General features: G+C 49.5%; 16 protein-coding genes and 1 tRNA gene. 11 read left to right on the top strand and 6 right to left on the bottom strand.

Annotated features, from left to right (window positions below; genetic code table 11):
* Positions 1–8: 8 nt before the first annotated feature.
* From F0L74_RS06175 to F0L74_RS06165, 3 genes are read right to left on the bottom strand one after another with little or no spacing between them, the layout of a single operon-like run.
* The gene (locus F0L74_RS06175; protein WP_149836930.1) at positions 9–1,127 is read right to left on the bottom strand and encodes an efflux RND transporter periplasmic adaptor subunit; all 1,119 of its coding nucleotides are present in this window, start codon (positions 1,125–1,127) and stop codon (positions 9–11) included.
* Between the two features lie 26 nt (positions 1,128–1,153).
* A complete protein-coding gene (locus tag F0L74_RS06170) occupies positions 1,154–2,530 on the bottom strand; it encodes a TolC family protein (RefSeq protein WP_149836929.1) in 1,377 nt (458 codons plus the stop codon).
* A 10-nt stretch (positions 2,531–2,540) separates the two neighbouring features.
* Entirely contained in the window at positions 2,541–3,152 is a 612-nt protein-coding gene (locus F0L74_RS06165; RefSeq protein ID WP_149836928.1) for a TetR/AcrR family transcriptional regulator, read from the bottom strand.
* 520 nt (positions 3,153–3,672) lie between these two features.
* Between F0L74_RS06165 and F0L74_RS06160 the strand changes: the two genes are divergently transcribed.
* On the top strand, positions 3,673–4,287 hold the full coding sequence (locus F0L74_RS06160; RefSeq protein WP_149836927.1) for a DUF502 domain-containing protein: 615 nt from the start codon (positions 3,673–3,675) through the stop codon (positions 4,285–4,287).
* Positions 4,288–4,309: 22 nt separating this feature from the next.
* On the opposite strand, the gene F0L74_RS06155 is transcribed toward F0L74_RS06160, so the two are convergent.
* Positions 4,310–5,143 (bottom strand): alpha/beta fold hydrolase, encoded by an 834-nt coding sequence (locus F0L74_RS06155; RefSeq protein ID WP_149836926.1) that lies wholly within the window; start codon positions 5,141–5,143, stop codon positions 4,310–4,312.
* Positions 5,144–5,380: 237 nt separating this feature from the next.
* Between F0L74_RS06155 and F0L74_RS06150 the strand changes: the two genes are divergently transcribed.
* From F0L74_RS06150 to F0L74_RS06105, 10 genes are all read left to right on the top strand, one after another.
* A complete protein-coding gene (locus F0L74_RS06150; protein WP_246197631.1) occupies positions 5,381–6,358 on the top strand; it encodes a zinc dependent phospholipase C family protein in 978 nt (325 codons plus the stop codon).
* Between the two features lie 196 nt (positions 6,359–6,554).
* Positions 6,555–7,664: a 3-phosphoserine/phosphohydroxythreonine transaminase gene (serC, locus tag F0L74_RS06145; RefSeq protein ID WP_246197630.1), complete on the top strand. Its 1,110-nt coding sequence runs from the start codon at positions 6,555–6,557 to the stop codon at positions 7,662–7,664.
* Between the two features lie 499 nt (positions 7,665–8,163).
* Positions 8,164–9,408 carry a DUF1015 domain-containing protein gene (locus F0L74_RS06140; RefSeq protein ID WP_149836925.1) on the top strand — a complete coding sequence of 415 codons (1,245 nt, stop codon included), beginning with the start codon at positions 8,164–8,166 and terminating at the stop codon, positions 9,406–9,408.
* A 195-nt stretch (positions 9,409–9,603) separates the two neighbouring features.
* Complete coding sequence (locus tag F0L74_RS06135; RefSeq protein ID WP_149836924.1) at positions 9,604–10,692, top strand: tetratricopeptide repeat protein; 1,089 nt, start codon at positions 9,604–9,606, stop codon at positions 10,690–10,692.
* A 177-nt stretch (positions 10,693–10,869) separates the two neighbouring features.
* A complete protein-coding gene (gene paaN, locus F0L74_RS06130) occupies positions 10,870–12,528 on the top strand; it encodes a phenylacetic acid degradation protein PaaN (protein WP_149836923.1) in 1,659 nt (552 codons plus the stop codon).
* An 87-nt stretch (positions 12,529–12,615) separates the two neighbouring features.
* The gene (locus F0L74_RS06125) at positions 12,616–13,272 is read left to right on the top strand and encodes a YceI family protein (RefSeq protein WP_149836922.1); all 657 of its coding nucleotides are present in this window, start codon (positions 12,616–12,618) and stop codon (positions 13,270–13,272) included.
* 62 nt (positions 13,273–13,334) lie between these two features.
* Positions 13,335–13,622 (top strand): 2TM domain-containing protein, encoded by a 288-nt coding sequence (locus F0L74_RS06120; protein ID WP_149836921.1) that lies wholly within the window; start codon positions 13,335–13,337, stop codon positions 13,620–13,622.
* A 27-nt stretch (positions 13,623–13,649) separates the two neighbouring features.
* Positions 13,650–15,434, top strand: a complete 1,785-nt coding sequence (locus F0L74_RS06115; RefSeq protein WP_149836920.1) for an AMP-dependent synthetase/ligase — start codon at positions 13,650–13,652, stop codon at positions 15,432–15,434.
* Positions 15,435–15,496: 62 nt separating this feature from the next.
* Positions 15,497–15,568 (top strand) — tRNA-Arg (locus F0L74_RS06110).
* Positions 15,569–15,927: 359 nt separating this feature from the next.
* Positions 15,928–16,824: a dioxygenase family protein gene (locus F0L74_RS06105; RefSeq protein WP_149836919.1), complete on the top strand. Its 897-nt coding sequence runs from the start codon at positions 15,928–15,930 to the stop codon at positions 16,822–16,824.
* 66 nt (positions 16,825–16,890) lie between these two features.
* Here F0L74_RS06105 and F0L74_RS06100 read toward each other — a convergent pair whose 3' ends face one another.
* Together F0L74_RS06100 and F0L74_RS06095 are read right to left on the bottom strand one after the other, a co-directional pair.
* Positions 16,891–17,700 (bottom strand): hypothetical protein, encoded by an 810-nt coding sequence (locus tag F0L74_RS06100; protein WP_149836918.1) that lies wholly within the window; start codon positions 17,698–17,700, stop codon positions 16,891–16,893.
* Positions 17,701–17,942: 242 nt separating this feature from the next.
* Positions 17,943–18,455, bottom strand: coding sequence for a hypothetical protein (locus F0L74_RS06095; protein WP_188315873.1), 513 nt, complete (start codon positions 18,453–18,455; stop codon positions 17,943–17,945).
* Between the last annotated feature and the right edge of the window lie 51 nt (positions 18,456–18,506).

Raw genomic sequence — 18,506 nt, 5'->3', positions numbered from 1 at the left:
CTGCGCCTTTACAGCTTGATGAGGTCATTATCATTCAGTCCCTGGTAACCAGCGGTCACCAGTTTATCGCCAGCCTGCAGTCCGTTCTTTATCTCTGCTATATCGTTATAGGTGCGGCCCATTTCTATATCGCGGCGTTGCGCCACCATTTTGCCACTATTCTCTTTCACTACGATCACATAGGGTTTACCCATGGTATACTGGATCACATTCACCGGTATCACTACGGCGTCTTTAGCGGTATAATCGATAATGCGCACATGTGCGATCATGTTAGGACGGATGGCCTGATCTGCCGGCAGCGGCACTTCTATCTTGATGGTGCGGCTCTGCGGATCAATGGTGCGGGAAGCAAATGAGATCTTAGCTTTGATATCCTTATCAATATCCGGGAAGCCGATCAGCACCTGGTTACCGGTCTGTACGCGGCCTGCATATCCTTCTGCCACATTGGCCACTACTTTAAGGGCATTGCTGTTCACTACGCGGAAAGCTGCAGTGGGCGTGCCAGGACCGGCATTATCGCCCAATTTGGCGATCACCGCATCTACCGTACCGCTGATGGGGGATACAATACGGGTCTGGGACAGCTGATCATTTAAAGTGGCCAGCTTTTTCTCCAGGCTTTCTTTATTATTCTTGGCAGTGAGGAACTGCATTTCGCTGCCTATCTTCTGGTTCCAGAGGTTCTGCTGACGCTGGAAAGTGGTAGTGGCTAATTCGAGCTGTGTTTTTACTTCCGCAATGCTGGCGCGAGCGATCTGGTCATCTACCTGGCCCAGCACCTGGCCTTTGCTTACCTGCTGCCCTTCCTTTACCAGGATGGCGGTAATGATACCGGGCACTTTGGCGGTTACATTTACGTTCTCGCGGGCGTCTACACTGCCCTGGATATCTATGTAATGCTGGAACACAGTGTCCTGTAAAGTGGCGATGGCAACGGTCTTTATTTTCTGGGCGGTATCAGATTTTCCCAGCTCTGCTTCCAGGGCGGTGATCTGCGCATCCAGTTTGGTTTTTTCCGCTTTCAGTTTCTGCAGCTCGGCGGTTTTGTCTTTGGGAGCACCACCACCGCAGGCGGCCAGTATTACAGTTGTTAAAGAAATAATGAGGTATCTGCTGGACATATATTAGTCAGTTTTAGGTCAAAGGTTTATAGTTTGCCGTATGCCTTCAGGTAATCGATCTTCGCCACTATCGTTTTATACAAGGCATCAAAATAATTCTGCTGTGCGGTAAGCAGGTCTTTCTCCGCATTGCTCACTTCCAGGCTGCTGCCTACCCCTTCACGATACTTGATCTCTGTGGTATTGTACACTTCCTGGGCCAGTTTCATATTCTCTTCCTGTGAGCGCAGGCTCAGCAGGTTATTGCGGAAGGTAGAGGATGACTGGGAACGTTCCAGGTCGATGGAAAGTTTCAGGTTCTCTACCTGCTGTTCTGTTTTCTTTACATTCAGGAATGCCTGATCTACCTGCCGTTTCCTTTGCAGCCCGGTAAAGATGGGCACAGAGAGGTTGAGGCCCAGGCTGGCATAACCGTACCATAAAGGGCTCTGAAAATAGTCGAACTTGCTGCTGCCTCTCAGTGCGCCGGTAGCGGCGGTGAAAGAGAGGGTAGGCAAGCCTTTCAGCTTATAACGTTTCAGATCGTACTCATTGACCTTTTTCTGGGTCTGCAATGCCTGGTATTCGATACGCTGGGAATAATCGAATTGATCCGTTTCAATATTCTGCTGGGCAATGGCCTCTGTGGTTAAAGTATCCGTAAGCTCCACTTCCTGTGCCATGGGCATGCCCATCTGGAATTTGAGCGCGGCGGTACCAACTTCTATCACGTTCCGGAGGTTAGTAGCTTCCGTATTCAGGTTGACCAGTTGTACGGTCAGCCGGTCTACATCCAGCTTTTCTGCCAGGCCGTTCTTATAGGTCTCGCGGGTATCGTTGAGCGTTTTTTCCAGTGTGGTGATGTTGCCTTTGATGATGGTAAGCGCTTTGTTGCCGGACAGTACGTTGTAATAGGCTTTATACACGGCTACTTTTACATCTACTTCTGATTTCTGCACGTTCTTGGCCACCAGGTCTTCCAGTGTTCTACGGGCCTGCAGGGCTACAAGCACGCTGGGATCAAATAAGGTCTGGTTCAGCCGTACTTCGCCGCTCATGTTGTGAGCCAGCCCAAAGGCCACGGCCTGATAGGTACCTGTTGGCAGGCTGGGATCGAAGTTGTGCAGATCTATCTGCTGCTTCTGCAGCACCGGGTTATAGGTGTACGATCCGGTACCGGTAATGCTGGGTAGTGCCAGGCCGCTTACTTCCTTGTTCTTGGCCAGCTGGATCAGCTCATCCAGCTTAGCAGTCTTTACGGTTGACTGGTTAGCCAGGGCATAATCCACCGCCTGCTTAGCGCTTAGCTGCATAACGCCCTGCTGTTGCGGGGGCGCTGGCTGCTGCGCGCGGAGAGACGTAGCGAACGTCAGTACCAGTAGCAGTGAACCGGCCAGGATGGTGTGCATTCGTTGTGATTGCATACAGTTGTGTCTATTTGGTTTGTTGTTGTTTGTATTTTTCGATCAACCGGAAGCCCTCTTCTGCCGCTACCCCATACAGGAAATGTTCCAGTAATACCCGCTGCACGCGGCTCATCTCATACCCGTCCATTGGGAAGGCTTCTGGCTGGAAACACAGCATAGCGGAAGCGATCCGGAACTGCGTAAGGATATTTACATCCAGGTCTTTGCGGTACAGCCCTTCCGCGATGCCTCTTTCCAGGTTCCCGCGGATGATGGTGTGCAGGGAGTTATTGCGGTACTCCTGGAACACGGTGAAGGCTTTGGAATGGAACTTCTGGAGGTCCAGCATGATCACCGGGTTCATGTTCCTCAGCTTCACGTCCATCATATTCATCGTTTCAAACAGCTCTTCGATGGCATTGGCAGACCGTTCGCGGGCCAGCCGGTCTTCTTCCTGCATGATCTCGAGGTACCGGCGGATGGAATGTACCACCATATCGTCCTTGTCTACAAAATGGGCGTACAGTGTTTTTTTTGAGATGCCCATCCTGGTAGCTATATCGTCCATGGTAATGGACCTGGTCCCGTATTGCCGGAACAGTCCAAATGCCGTATCTAAAATTCGTTCCTGTACTTCCATGTCCAGATGTCTATGCTTTGGTGGTAAAAAACAGATTGGCGATGCCTCGACAAAACTAGGGAAACTTTTTAAACTACAAAAGTTTCCATAATAAAAAAGTTGATGGTGTATGGGTAAGGTGGGCAATTGGGCACCTTGGGAGGGGTGATTTTGCAGTTATTTGGGAATATTAGGGGTTGGGGGATGGTAAATTAGGAGGGAAATGGTGGGCGAATAGATAGATGATATATTTTATTAATTCGATGAACTGTGTGAGGATCTGGGTGGTTTACAGGCCGGTGACCGGGTGAATTGGCAGGAGAAATGCGGCGAATTGCCGTGGGTTTGACCCGGGTTATGGTTGTATTGGTGATGGGTCTAGTCCTTATATAGGTTTACAGTTATTACCGGAAAATCCTGGCTGTAGTTTACAACAGGCAATGCAGCATCAACTTTGCGTTATATACCGATCTCAGTAAGCAGGAAATTGGAATAATCGGGGTAATTTTACGCCTTCATCGCACACCTAGCACATCAAATTATGTCGCCCAAACTACAAATGAAAGCCATTGCCGCCCGTTTACTGCGGTATTTTTTCCAGGGTCTGCTGATCCTGGCCCCTATTGGCATTACAGCCTTCACTATTTACTGGGCGTTTGTCACCATTGACAACCTCCTTCCCACGGCCCTTATCCCGGAGGATGCGATGGTGCTGAAGTATCTGCGCTATAAAGGCGTAGGTTTTGTGCTGGTGCTGCTGCTGATCGTGGGCGTTGGATACCTGAGCTCCTCTTTTATCGTAGGCCGCATCTTCGACATGTTTGACCGTTTGATGGAGCGTACGCCTTTCATCAAGTATATCTATACTTCTGTAAAGGATGTGTTCGATGCATTTGTGGGCGAGAAGAAGAAATTTGATCATCCGGTACTGGTGCAGCTGTATGGGCTGGATGTATGGGAGATGGGTTTTATTACGCAACCGGATGTCAGCCATTTTGGGCTGGAAGGTTATATGGCGGTGTATGTGCCCCATGCCTATGCCATCACCGGTAAGGTATTTATGGTACCTAAGGACAGGGTGAAAGCATTGGAAAATGTTTCCGCCGGCGAAGCGATGAAGTTTGCCGTAAGCGGCGGGGTGACGACGATCGGATGATAACTGAACTTTCTACAACAATTTATTTCAGCACTTCTTCCGCGAACTGCCATAACAGGTGATTGAATACCTGCGGTTGATCATAGTTCACCAGGTGACCGGCAGCCGGCACCTTAAAGATCGTGTCTTTCCATTTATGTTTGAAGGAGATACCATCCAGGTAATTCACTTTTACGACTGTTTCCTGCTGACCCATTACCAGGCATAGCGGTAGTTCGCTGTGTTGTATCCCATCAATATGATCCGTGGAGCCACCGGCCCTGATGTACTCGCCAAAAGTGGTGCGGAATACGGGGTCTGTATCGTAGTAGTATTGTTTAACGCCTGCAATGAACTTGTCCGTAGGTTTATATACGAGCCGTTTGGTGTAGGTGGTCAGCACCGCGTCTGATGGCGGGGTAGCGGTAAGTACCTGGTCAAATGGCGAAGACATCAATAACGAATTCAGCGGTACCTGACGGCCTGCGATAGACGCCCCTGCAAAGAGCAGCCCTTTGGGCGCGACGGTCAGGTGCGGCAATGCCTCTGTAATAAGACTGGTGCCGGACGAGATGCCCACCAGCATATACTCTTTCCAAGGCATAGCATTGATGCAATCTGCCAGCTGGCGGGCCATGCCCTCCATGCTATAATCCTGCTCCGGCTGTGCGCTGCGCCCCGAGCGGCCATGACCGGGCAGATCCAGCGCCACCAGGCGGAATTGCTCCTGCAGCAGCTCGTCCTTTAACTGCTGATCCCAGATAGCGGACTGTTGCAGCCCTCCATGAATAAAGATGATTGCTTTACCAGATTGCCCTGTGCTTCGCGTGAAAATAGGCACACCATTTTTTACCGGAATAGTTGCGATGTTCTCCATAGTTTAGTTGGTTCCCTCCTCTACTGCGCCGTGGCTGCACTGCTTTTCCTATCGTGAGCCGGGGTAGAGGTCCCTTATATTAAATATAAAACCCCTGCAGGGATCTGCCATAGCTTTAACCAACCATTAACAAAACAAATTCCGTGCTCGGCAGCGCTATATTTTTTCCTATCTTAGTAATTGCTGCGTTCTCTCACTCTTGTCACTCAAATCCTTTACTGTAAAATGTTAACCTGTATGCGTATACGTTTACCAACGGCATTGGTTTGTTGCCTGTTGTTACCATTCCGGCTCAATGGCTGGGGATTTTTTGCACACCAGCGTATTAACCGCCTGGCCGTATTTTCTTTGCCGCCGGAGATGATGGCATTTTATAAACCGCAGCTGGATTTTATCACACAGCATGCAGTTGATCCGGATAAAAGAAGATATGCGGTAGCAGCGGAAGGCCCGCGGCATTTTATAGATATTGATCATTACGGCCCCCCTCCTTTTGACAGTCTGCCGCGTGGCTGGCAGGCCGCCGTAGACAAATATACGGAGGACACCCTGCAACGGCACGGCATATTACCCTGGCATATACCGCGTATGATGGCGCGGCTTACGGAAGCCTTCATGGCCAGGGATGCCGCGCGCATTTTAAAACTATCCGCGGAGCTGGGCCATTATATTGCGGATGCCCATGTACCACTGCATGCCAGCGCCAATCATAACGGGCAGCTCACTAACCAGCATGGCATCCACGGGTTATGGGAATCGCGCATACCGGAGCTGGCAGCAGACCAGACCTTTGATTACCTGGCCGGCCATGCCAGTTATATTGCGGATGTGCAGGCCTTTGCGTGGGAGATCGTTCTCTCCAGCGCACTGGCAGCGGATACCGTGCTGCGGCTGGAAAAGGAATTGAGCGCACAGTTCCCGCCGGCGCAACGTTATGCCTACGAAAAACGGAATGGCATATTGGTAAGGAATTTTTCTAAGGCTTATGCGCTGGCCTATCACCGGCGGATGGGCGATATGGTGGAACGGCGTATGCGCCTTTCCATACGGGCCACGGCCAGCTGCTGGTATACGGCGTGGGTAAACGCGGGTCAACCTGCACTGACGGAATTATCCGGGAAACATTTTCCGGCTGAAGATGTACAGCAGTTCAGACAACTGGACCAGGCCTGGCGAAAGGGCGTGCAGGCAGGTCAAAAGGCTTGCGGGGAGTGAGGCAAAGATATCAAGACCCGCTACTGACGGCCATTTCCGCGCATGGATCGATGGTTAAAATAAATACGGTTTTTAGGAAAAGTTAAATTATCTTTGCCGGTACTATCTTTTTAACCTTTATCCTACACCACGCAACTACGGGTTTACTTGAAAACACCTTTACTTTTTTATCCGTTCCTTAGAAAAACCAAACAAAGTGGAAAAAGCTAAAAACGTATTTAATCAGGATCGTAACATGAAGGTGCACAATTTTAACGCAGGGCCTTCTGTATTACCTAATGAGGTGTTATACAAAGCCAGCAAAGCGTTGATTGATTTCGAGGGATCGGGTATGTCTATACTGGAAATAGGTCACAGGACAGAACTGTTCATGAACGTTCTGGACGAGGCCCGTAACCTGGTAAAGGAGCTAATGCAACTGGACGACGAATATGAGGTATTATTCCTCCATGGCGGCGCCAGTACGCAATTCATGCAGGTTCCCATGAACTTGCTGGAGAACGGCGAAACTGCCGCTTATGTAGACACCGGCGTATGGTCATACAAGGCTATCAAGGAGGCTAAATCCTTTGGCTATGTAGATGTAGTAGCCAGTTCCCGCGAAAGCAATTACAACCACATCCCCAAACAGTTCAATATACCGCCCCAATCCCGGTACCTGCACATTACCACCAACAATACCATTTATGGTACGCAGTGGCAAACTATTCCGGTAACGGATGTACCCCTGGTGGCCGATATGAGCAGTGATATACTGAGCCGTCAGATGGACTTTAACAAGTTTGCGCTGATCTATGGAGGCGTTCAGAAAAACATGGGCGCAGCCGGGGCTACGATGGTAGCGTTACGGAAGAGCATACTGGGTAAGGTAACACGTAAGATCCCTACCATTCTGGATTACAACGTGCATATCGAGAACGGCTCCATGTTCAATACCCCGCCGGTATTTGCGATCTATATATCTATGCTGACCCTGCGCTGGCTCAAAGACCAGGGCGGTGTAAGCGCTATAGAAAAACTGAATGAGAAGAAAGCGGGATTGCTGTACAGCGAGATCGATAATAACCCGCTGTTCCGCGGCACCGTGGCCAAAGAAGACCGCAGCCGTATGAACGTGTGCTTTATTATGGATAAGCCTGAGCTGGAAGAAGAGTTCCTGAAATTCTGCAAGAAAGAAGATATTGTAGGTATTAAAGGACACCGCAGCGTAGGCGGGTTCCGCGCTTCCCTGTATAATGCCTTACCGTATGAAAGCGTAGAGGTAATGGTGGAAGCCATGAAGTATTTTAGTCTGAAGAAAGCATGATCTGATGTGCTGATATGCGAATGTGCTGATGTGCTAATGTCTATCGTCACGTTGATTAACCGCTATAAGTATGAAGTCCCGCTCCTTACCGGAGCGGGATTTTTTTATGGGTTGAAGTCTGTTTTTTAAAACGCTACAGGCATATGCTATGCCGGCAGAGTTCCGCTGTGGGGCTGCGCCCGCCGCGGGTGGTTCGTTTGGCAAGTTGGCTGGAGGAACCGCGCCGGCCAAGGCCCCACCCGGAACCTGCCGGCAACGCAGATTGCACGTAGGGAGATAGGGGGAGCCTGTTGGGGCTATTATTCAACTTCCACTGCCAGATGACCCAACTTCCACGGCACGATGAACGATGATCGAATGACCCGAGAGCCCGACGACCCGACCGGTTGAACCCGGCCCGGCGAGAGCGTAGAGACGGCTATGCATATATTAGCACATCAGCATATTAGCACATTAGCACATTATCTATTATTTTTGCCCCCTCAACAACCTGACAACCATGGCAATTATCAGACCGTTCAACGGATTAAGGCCCCAAGCCGAACTGGCAGCTAAAGTAGCAGCAAGGCCCTATGACGTGCTCAGCTCTGCAGAAGCAAAAGCAGCAGCATCCGGCAACCCGTACGCTTATTATCATGTGTCCAAATCCGAAATAGATCTGCCGGACGGTACAGATATCCATAGCCAGGCCGTGTATGAGAAAGCGGCAGAGAACCTGCAGCGATTTATCAAAGAAGGCACCCTGTTCCAGGACGCGCAGCCCTGCTATTATATCTACAAACTGGTCATGGACGGCCGCTCCCAGGTAGGTCTGGTATGTGCTTCCGCCATTACGGACTATAACGCAGGCATCATCAAAAAACATGAATTTACCCGTCCGGATAAAGAGCTGGACCGCATCAATCATATAAAGACCACCCGCGCGCAGACAGGTAATGTGTTCCTGGCCTATGAAGATGTGCCGGAGCTGAACGTAGTGATCGACCACTGGCAGCAAGCCCAGGCCCCGGCCTATGATTTTACGGCAGAAGATGGCATTCAGCACACCGTTTGGGTGGTAAATGACGCCAATACCGTGCAGCAGATCACCACGCTGTTTGCAGAAAAAGTGCCCTGCACCTATATTGCGGACGGGCATCACCGGGCAGCATCCGCCAGCCTGGTACAAAAGGAGTTTGCGGAAAAAGGTATGATCAAATCCCCGGAGGAACCCGCCAATTTCTTCCTGACCACTATTTTCCCCGCCAGCCAACTGGCTATACTGGATTATAACCGCCTGGTAAAGGACCTGAACGGCCATTCCGAAGCAGACCTGCTCTCCCGCCTGGATTATGACTTTACCGTGGAAGAGATAGGCCATCTGCCCCAGCAACCCAGCATGCTGCACGAGTTCAGCATGTACCTGGGCGGACGCTGGTACCGGCTGGTAGCCCGTGAAGGCACCTATACCACAGATCCCATCGGCATCCTGGATGTGACCATCCTCCAAAATAATGTACTGGATAAGCTGCTGGGTATCAAAGACCCGCGGACTGACAAACGTATTGATTTTGTAGGCGGGATCCGCGGGCTGCAGGAGCTGGTAAAACGTGTGGACAGCGGGGATATGAAAGTAGCTTTTGCCCTGTACCCGGTTACCATCCAGCAACTGTTTGATATTGCCGACAGCGGGAATGTAATGCCGCCCAAATCCACCTGGTTTGAGCCTAAACTCCGCGATGGCCTTATTACGCAGGTGATCTAAATGTGCTGATCCGCTAATGTGTTGATGGAGAAGCGTGTATAAAAAATATATTCAATAAAAAGAGTTCCGGGATCAATATTCCGGAACTCTTTTTATTTTCGGCTATTGGCCGAACAATCAGCACCTTAGCACATTAGCATATCGGCACATTAGTTAGCACATTTTCTTTACTTTTACAACAAAGCAAAGCGAGGCATGAAGAGAGGATTTTCATTATTGAAAAAAATATTAATAAGTGGTTTTCTGCTGTTGTCCCAGGTTTCCTGGGCGCAGGATGCAAATGAACTATTCAATACCGCCAATAATTTTATCCGTACGGGCGATTACGCCAATGCTATCCTGGTGCTAAACCAGGCCCTCCAGCTGGAGCCGGATAATATCCAATACCGGAAACAGCTGGGATACGCCTATTACCTGCGGGGAGAAATGGCCAAAGCCAAAAGTATCATCGACCCGTTACTGGATAAAAAAGACGCAGATCCCCAGCTGTACCAGATAGCCGGTAATATTTACCAGGCCAGGCAGGAGTGGAAGGGCGCGCAAAAACTCTACGATAAAGGCATCCGTAAGTTCCCGGAAAGCGGGGAGCTGTATAACGATAACGGGCAGCTGCTGCTTACCCTGAAGATGTATGACGGCGCCCTGAATAATTTTCTCAAAGGCATTGAGAAGGACCCGAACTTCCCGGGCAACTATTACAACGCCGTACGCACCTATCACTATGCCCAGGAACCGGTATGGTGTATCCTCTATGGCGAGGTATTCATGAACCTGGAAAGTTATACCACCCGCACAGCAGAAGTACGGGAGATCATGATGGAATCCTACAAAAAGCTGTACGACGATCCCAATATGTTGAGCCTTCCCGTACCGGAGTCAGAGGATGGCGGCAAGAAACGCCGGGGCAATAAGACAGAGACTGGCAATTTTACGGCGGCTTACCGTCAGCTGATGGCGAAACAGACGGGCGTGATCTCCAACGGTATAGACCCGGAAAGCCTGATCATGCTGCGTACCCGTTTTATACTGGATTGGTTTAATTTCTATAGCTTCAAATACCCTTACGCGTTGTTTGACCTGCAGCGCAAGCTGCTTAAACAAGGTTTGTTTGAGGCGTATAACCAGTGGCTGTTTGGCCCGGTGGCCAGCCAGGCCGCTTATCGCTCCTGGACCAACCTGCATAAGGCGGAATATGATAAATTTATGCAGTATCAGCGCAGCCACCCGTTCAAACCCCGTGCGGATGAATATTATAACGACGGCAGGTTTACGATGACCAAGTAATAATGTGCTAATGTGCTGATATGCTAATGTGCTGATGAGAGAATATGCGGAAAAACCCGTAGACAAGTAGCTGTGCGGACAGACCTAGCAGCGGAGACCCTGAGATACAGATGAATGCAAGTAACAACAGATCCACGTGCCACGATAATATTATTAATTATTTATTATTAACTATTTATGCTTGCAACCAAACACCAAAACATCCTCGACAATGCGGTAAAAGCCAACCATGAAAGACGTTTTTACTCGCAGTACCCAGAACACCCCAAGGCCTATGGCGAAGAAGCGCCGGCTAAGGGCGCCGCCAACTTTCAGGCGATGCTGCAACAGCCATTTGACCAGTTACTGCAAACCGGCAGCGGCAGCCGGGTAGGCGAAGAAGTATCGCCCTACACCCTGGAGCCGCTGGGCATCACGTACCCTTCCACACCCGTAAATGAGCTGGTTGGCAAAGCAAGCGGCGCGGCCAGGCAATGGGCCAATACGCCGGTAACCAACCGCGCCGATGTGCTGACAGACAGCCTGGAAAGGATCAAAAGCCTTTTCTTTGAAATAGCCTACGCCACCATGCATACCACCGGGCAAAGCTTTATGATGAGCTTCCAGGCCTCCGGCCCGCACGCCAATGACCGTGCGCTGGAGTCTATTGCCATGGGGTATGAGGAGCTGCAACGTTTCCCTGCGGAACAATCCTGGGAAAAGCCCATGGGCAAAACCAGCCTGCAGCTGCATAAGACCTTTAAAGCGGTGCCCAAAGGCATTGGGCTGGTAATAGGCTGCTCTACCTTCCCGGTATGGAACTCTTTGCCAGGCATTTATGCGGACCTGGTCACGGGCAACCCGGTGATTGTAAAACCGCATCCTAAAGCCGTACTGCCTATTGCGCTGGCTATTGCCGCCATCCAGCAGGTATTGCAGGAGAACGGGTTTGACCCGCATCTGTGCCAGCTGGCAGCAGACAGCAGCGAACAACCTATTACCAAAGCCCTGTGTGAGCATCCGGATGTGCGTTTGATAGACTATACCGGCGGCAGCGCTTTTGGCAATTACGTAGAGACCCTGCAGGGCAAGACCGTATTTACAGAAAAAGCCGGGGTGAACTCCGTGATCCTGGATAGCGTGCAGGATATAGACGCGGTCATGCAGAACCTGGCCTTTGCGGTAAGCCTGTATTCCGGCCAAATGTGCACTGCCCCCCAGAACTTTTTTATACCGGAGCAGGGCGTTAACACGGCGGCTGGTATGCTGTCCTTTAACGAGGTGGCCCAAAAGCTGAAAGACGCCATCGCCGCCCTGGTGAATAATCCTAAAATGGGCGCCGGTACCCTGGGGGCCGTACAGAACGATGCCACCCTGCGCCGTGCGCAGGACGCCGCCACCCTGGGCGGGAAAGTACTGCTGCAAGGCGGCCCTGTGGTAAATGAAGAATTCAGCAATGCGCGGGTATGCTCCCCCACCCTCCTGGAGGTAAGCAGCGCAGATCACAATATCTACGAGCAGGAGCTGTTTGGTCCGGTGATCCTGCTGATCAAAACAAAAGATACAGACCATTCCATACAGCTGGCTAAACAGATGGCGCAGCAACACGGGGCTATCACCTGTGGCGCTTATACCACTGATCCGGTGGTGAAGGAGAAAATAGCGGAAGAAATGAACAGCGTGTTCACTCCCGTTTCCTTTAACTTTACCGGGTTCATCTGGGTAAACCAGCACGCCGCCTTTTCAGATTTCCATGTAACGGGCGGTAACCCGGCCGGCAATGCCAGCTTCACGAACCAGGAATTTATCATTAAAAGGTTTGTGTGGGTAGGCAACCGGGAGGTAGTTGGCAGCTGATAGCTGTAGCGGGCAGTTATGGAATATTGTTTGATAGTATAACTATGTTTCATAACTGCCAGCTGCATACTGCTAACTAAAATATACATGATGAGGTACACTTTACTTATACTATTGCTGGCCATGGCCTGCCAGCAGGCGCCCAAGGCAGATGAAGCAAAGATCGCTGACGCCCAGTCCGTTCAGGAAGGCGAAGGCAATGTTTATAATATAGACACCAACCGCAGCGCCGTGCAATGGATAGGCACCAAACCTACCGGCAAACATACCGGCCGTTTTAAACTGCAGAGCGGCACACTGTATGTGAAAGACAGCACCGTAACGGGCGGCAAATTTGTGATAGATGTAGCCTCCCTGGAGGATGTGGACCTGGCCGCTGATACCGCCATGAAAAACAAGCTGGAACGGGAGCTGAAAAGCGCCTTGTTCTTTGATGTAGCCCAATACCCCGGCGCTGAATTTGCCATTACAGGGGTACAGGAATTCCGGCCGGATGGCACGGAAGTGCTGCTAAAAGACGCCACCCATACTATCCAGGGTAACCTGACCATAAAACAGATCACCAAAAACATCACCTTCCCGGCCAAGATAGCATTGGTAAATAAGGAGATAGAGGCGACCGCCAATTTTAATATAGACCGCACGTTATGGGGGATGACCTACCGCGCCGATAAATCCCTCCAGGATAAATTGATCAACTCCATGGTGAATATACAGTTTACGATAAGGGCACAGCGACAATAAGCTGGAGAAATCAAATAAAATATTTAAATTTAATATGCCTCAATCATATTAAACCTGTACACATGGAAAATTCACAACAACGGGATGAAAGGCTGTGGCGTATTGCCAAAGCGAGGGCTGGGTTTAAATCCCACCTTATCACCTACCTTGTAGTAAATGCCGGTTTGTGGGCCCTTTGGTTCATTACCGACGGCGACCGTGCCGGTACTCCCTGGCCCATTTGGCCGGCCCTTGGTTGGGGCATTGGGCTTGCCTTCCACTATTTTAGCGCTTATCACAGCGATCCCCATGGGGACGCGCTCCGCGAATATGAAAAATTACAGAACGAACGACAACAACGTGGCCTTTAAAAAAGACGGTCAACAGCAAATTAACGCATGATGGATCAACCTAGCCGATTATTTGACGTAATCGCTTACCAGCTTGAAAACTACCCTAAGGAAGACATGCTGGCGGGCAAGATAGATGGAAAATGGAAGAAATATAGTACAAAGGAAGTAGCTGATCTTACCATGCAATTCAGCTCCGGTCTGCTGCAGCTGGGTATTAGCCGCGGCGACGGTACTATGGAGGGGAAGGACAAAATTGCCATTATTTCGCCTAACCGGCCGGAATGGATACTGACGGATCTTGCCTGTCAGCAAACCGGCGCGGTGCTTACCCCTATCTATCCTACTATCAGTCAGCACGAGCTGGCTTTTGTTTTAAATGACGGCGGCGCACGCATCCTGTTCGTCAGCGACCAGGAGATCCTGGACAAAGTGAACGGCATCCGCGAACAACTGCCGCATCTGAAAGAGATCTTCTCCTTTGATCAGCTGCCCGGCGTACGCCACTGGACAGAGGTCCTGACCCTGGGCACCCCAGCGGACTATCCAACAATAGAAGCCATTAAAAAAGCCACCGACCCGGAAGAGCTGATGACCATCATCTATACTTCCGGCACCACCGGCACACCCAAAGGCGTAATGTTAAGTCACCGTAACGTGATGAGCAACGTAGTGGCCTGCACGCCTTACCTGCCGGTAAGCTCCAACGCCCGCGCCCTGAGCTTTCTGCCGCTGAACCACATTTTTGAGCGCATGGTCACCTATGTATACCTTACCGCCGGCGTACCCATTTACTATGCAGAAAACATGGATAGCATTGCGGAGAACCTCCGGGAGGTAAAACCTACCATCTTCACCACGGTACCGCGCCTGCTGGAAAAAGTATACGAAAAGATCATGACCAAAGGCCTGGAGCTGAAAGGCATTAAACGGGGCCTGTTCTTCTGGGCTTTAGAGCTGGGCAAACAATACGAGATCAATAAAAGCCAGGGCTGGTGGTATAACCTCCAGCTATCCATTGCCAATGCATTGGTATTTAAAAAATGGCGGGAAGCCCTGGGAGGTAATATACAAGCCGTTGTAACCGGCGCCGCCGCCTGTCAGATGCGCCTGCTTAAGATCTTCACCGCCGGCCGCATACCCGTGCTGGAGGGCTACGGCCTCACAGAAACCTCGCCCGTGATCAGCGTGAACCGCGTAGCCGAAAAAGACCGCATGTTTGGCACCGTAGGCCCCATTATCAGCGGCATAGAAGTAAAACTGGCCGAAGACGGGGAAATTCTCTGCAAAGGCCCAAACATCACCATGGGCTACTATAAACGCCCGGACCTCACAGCAGACGCCATTAAGGATGGCTGGTTCCATACCGGCGATATCGGGGTACTGGTAAATAACCAGTTCCTGAAGATCACGGACCGTAAGAAAGAGCTGTTCAAGACCTCCGGCGGCAAGTTTGTGGCGCCGCAGCCCATCGAAAATAAGTTCAAGGAATCGCCCTATATAGAGCAGATCATGGTGGTAGGCGAAGACCATAAATTCACCGCCGCCCTCATTGTGCCCTCATTCCCCAATCTTAAGAACTGGTGCGACAAAAAAGGCCTGGCCTACGCCACCAATGAAGGGATTGTCCAGCTGCCGGAGGTGAAAGAACTGTTCCAGCAGGCGCTGGATAAGTACAACCAGTTCTTTAGCCATGTGGAGCAGCTGAAGAAGTTTCAGCTGATGCCCCAGGAGTGGACGGTAGATGGCGGCGAGCTTACCCCTACCCTGAAACTGAAGCGGAAGGTGATCCTGGAGAAATACCGGGATGTGATAGAGGCGATGTATAACTGAGTTGGATTTTGAAATGAAAAAACTTACTTTTGCACTCCCTTGACGGTAACGGAGAGGGAATTGGCCCTGTAGTTCAATGGATAGAATAGAAGTTTCCTAAACTTTAGATCCAAGTTCGATTCTTGGCGGGGCTACGAAAAGAGATACAAGTCTTGTAAAACAGTCGATTACAAGACTTTTTTGTTTTATACCCGCCCTGCTTTCTACCCGTCCGCTCAAAATCCGTAGCTTTGAGGATGTTACCCTGATTGAAATTATTAAGATAGATCGCAAAGAATATCATTTCTAATGAAACAGTATCGCTGTTACATGATACTGGTAGATTAGCACATTCACTTTTTATTATCAAAACGCTGTGGAAAGCATAGTTCGAAGTCATTTCAATTAATGAATGAGCCAAGCATATAAAAGATGATCAGGTAATTCAGCTGGCATTGCAGCACGGTTATCCACTAATGCTGCCGGATAGTTTAATTAAACCAAAATTACTTTCATGCACCGGCGAAAATTTATTAAAAACACATCCCTTGTTGCAATTGCAGCAGGAACCTTTGGCTCCATTCGATGGAACGACAATCGTTTCATTGGCAATACAGCAACCACCACAGATATACTCGGTCCCTTTTACAGACCGGGAGCCCCGTTTAGAACGAATCTCAATCCACCTGGTTTCACCGGCAGCATACTTGACTTATCAGGCACCATTTTAAACGATGATGGTAAGACGCCGGCCACAAAATGTATGATTGAGATATGGCAAAATCAGCAAGACGGCTTTTATGATAATATCACGGATGACTTTCTTTACAGGGCAAGTCAAAAAACGAATGGTGATGGCCGCTATCATTTCATTACCACCCTGCCGGTTCCGGAGCCTGTTCCGGAAAGAAATGATGTTTTTCGTCCTGCCCATATTCACCTGCGTATCTCCTCAAAAGGACAACAGGATCTGATCACACAAATTTATTTCCAGGGCGATCCATACCTTACCACCGATCCCAGCACAAGATCCGATTTAGCCATAAATAGGATCCTTGAAATAAAAAAGGTAAACAATAACAAAAATGCTGTGCAGTTTGATATTGTATTGAATAAAGAGTATCTACCGGATGACAATGTATTTTATAAAATATCGGGTATTTATAAAATGAATGATGGTTCCATAATGGAATTCTATCGGAATGGAGACCTGCTTTTTTATAAAACAAACGGACAAATCTGGGGTGGGCTATCTTATGCTGGTAACAATAGTTTTGGCGGAAAGGAGAATGATACGGAGGCCAGGTTTGAATTGTTATCACGAGGCGAAGCGAAAGTTTGGTTTCGATTTTCGAGAAGAAGGGAAACAATAATAGAAGGAATAAAACTAATGTCTTACCAAAAGGAATAATCCCCTGTCCTGTAACTTGTTTTTCGAACGCATACATGTTGTCTATTTCAACAACTATCAACTGTTTCAGTTTGACAGCTTCAGCGAGCCGCGTTGCTGCATAGCTATCTTAAATACATCCTCTAGCGAGCCGCGAGCCACGAGCAGCTTGGTCTCCAATACCGTTTCCTCACCCGGCGACAGTGCCGCCTGGGGATCAACGTGCTGGCAAGTCAATTCCGGGTTACTCCATACATTACCTGTATTACGGGTAAAACTTGCGATCACCCAACTGCTGTCTTTAGCAATAGTGGCGATGAAAGGCGCATCGACTGCCCGTGACTTATTGTAGTATCGGATACCGTCACGATCTTCGACACGTTGCGACGGTACCGGCCAGGTGAATGAGACCAGGTACCGGGCGGGCAACCATTTGTCAAGCGGCATGGTCAGGCGGGCCGGTGTTTCTGAGGCGAGCAGATCGAAACCGTCCTTATGATGGACGTAGGTCCGCTCCAGCCTGACGTCATGAAATATGGAGGTAAGCCGGGGATCAAGTATAGCCAGTACCAGATCGTACTTTTTCTTAGACTCGTTCCTAAGCCTGAATTGAAAGCGAACGCCATCTTCTTCCAGGGTTGCCCGTGCGAGCAGGTGGGCAGCGCCGGGAAAGGTTCTTTCATACTCCAGGGATTGTCCGGATTGTTTCCATTTGGGCCGTTCGCCGTATTGCCCCGGTTGAAACATGTAGAGCTGACTGGCGTCTGTATCCCCGTGCAGCCGTATTGTTACGTGTTCCGGAAAGATGATCTCGATGGCGCGATCTGAGGTTGGATGACCGGGTAAGACAATCCGTAGGGTTGGCTGTGTGTTTTCCTTTGCTACGATGAGTTGCATGCCGATGCTGTTGCGGATGTTCTCGGTGGGCGTTGGGGGTATCTGATGCCATCCGGACACTGCGATGAAAAGCAGTATTACTGTTGCAGTTATGGAGTTAATTTTGCGCATCGTTTTTCTTTCGAACGGGAATACGGGTGAATATATTGCGCACCTAAGGCCCAGGCTGCCAGTTCATAAAGCAATCGCAATATTAAAAGCGTTACGGGGAAACGCAGCGTTTCCTAAGGGTTTTCGTATTCCTACTCCTTACGCCGCTCAACATCCGGAATTTTATAGAGCATTAATGTAAACGAATGAGGACCCTGATGCAGCTGTTCTTCCAGCGCGATCTCAAAGACATCATTCCTGTAATACTCCCGGCTGTATGCGACGCTTCCGTAATCTTTTTTTTGCTCCCGTGTGAAAGTAAAGCCATTTTCCCTGATTTGTTTTCTTAGCTTATTATAGCTTTTGTAACTAAGAAAATGATATTGTAAATGTTTGCTGGCGGTGGTATCCTTGGGAAATGTTCTTAAAAAGGATATTTCTTTCTTGTTGTTACTCCGGAATGTGTAACTAAAGATCCAATGGTCTTCCTGAATGTTCACCAAACTGAAGTCCTTATCGTTACATGCTTTTTTGAGCGAAATGCTATCGAGGGGATACATGTCGAATATATCCTCCATTTCCAATTCCTGCCCATAGGCAAAATGGCTGGAGATGACTGCGAATGTGAATAGAATTAACGTCTTTAATTGCTTTGAACAGATCATAGATACAGATTACGGCGCTAATATACCCCAAGCGCTTTTAAAATGGGCTTT

The organism is Chitinophaga agrisoli (assembly GCF_008386695.1).
Classification (GTDB): domain Bacteria; phylum Bacteroidota; class Bacteroidia; order Chitinophagales; family Chitinophagaceae; genus Chitinophaga; species Chitinophaga agrisoli.
The sequence above is the reverse complement of the archived record's forward strand: the minus strand, read 5'-3'. Positions and strand labels throughout refer to the sequence as shown.

Bases quoted from the DNA above. Each gene is read 5' to 3' on its own strand.
- F0L74_RS06175 (WP_149836930.1), bottom strand. From the start codon at position 1,127: ATGTCCAGCAGATACCTCATTATTTCTTTAACAACTGTAATACTGGCC.
- F0L74_RS06170 (WP_149836929.1), bottom strand. From the start codon at position 2,530: ATGCAATCACAACGAATGCACACCATCCTGGCCGGTTCACTGCTACTG.
- F0L74_RS06165 (WP_149836928.1), bottom strand. From the start codon at position 3,152: ATGGAAGTACAGGAACGAATTTTAGATACGGCATTTGGACTGTTCCGG.
- F0L74_RS06160 (WP_149836927.1), top strand. From the start codon at position 3,673: ATGTCGCCCAAACTACAAATGAAAGCCATTGCCGCCCGTTTACTGCGG.
- F0L74_RS06155 (WP_149836926.1), bottom strand. From the start codon at position 5,143: ATGGAGAACATCGCAACTATTCCGGTAAAAAATGGTGTGCCTATTTTC.
- F0L74_RS06150 (WP_246197631.1), top strand. From the start codon at position 5,381: ATGCGTATACGTTTACCAACGGCATTGGTTTGTTGCCTGTTGTTACCA.
- F0L74_RS06140 (WP_149836925.1), top strand. From the start codon at position 8,164: ATGGCAATTATCAGACCGTTCAACGGATTAAGGCCCCAAGCCGAACTG.
- F0L74_RS06135 (WP_149836924.1), top strand. From the start codon at position 9,604: ATGAAGAGAGGATTTTCATTATTGAAAAAAATATTAATAAGTGGTTTT.
- paaN (WP_149836923.1), top strand. From the start codon at position 10,870: ATGCTTGCAACCAAACACCAAAACATCCTCGACAATGCGGTAAAAGCC.
- F0L74_RS06125 (WP_149836922.1), top strand. From the start codon at position 12,616: ATGATGAGGTACACTTTACTTATACTATTGCTGGCCATGGCCTGCCAG.
- F0L74_RS06120 (WP_149836921.1), top strand. From the start codon at position 13,335: ATGGAAAATTCACAACAACGGGATGAAAGGCTGTGGCGTATTGCCAAA.
- F0L74_RS06115 (WP_149836920.1), top strand. From the start codon at position 13,650: ATGATGGATCAACCTAGCCGATTATTTGACGTAATCGCTTACCAGCTT.
- F0L74_RS06105 (WP_149836919.1), top strand. From the start codon at position 15,928: ATGCACCGGCGAAAATTTATTAAAAACACATCCCTTGTTGCAATTGCA.
- F0L74_RS06100 (WP_149836918.1), bottom strand. From the start codon at position 17,700: ATGCAACTCATCGTAGCAAAGGAAAACACACAGCCAACCCTACGGATT.
- F0L74_RS06095 (WP_188315873.1), bottom strand. From the start codon at position 18,455: ATGATCTGTTCAAAGCAATTAAAGACGTTAATTCTATTCACATTCGCA.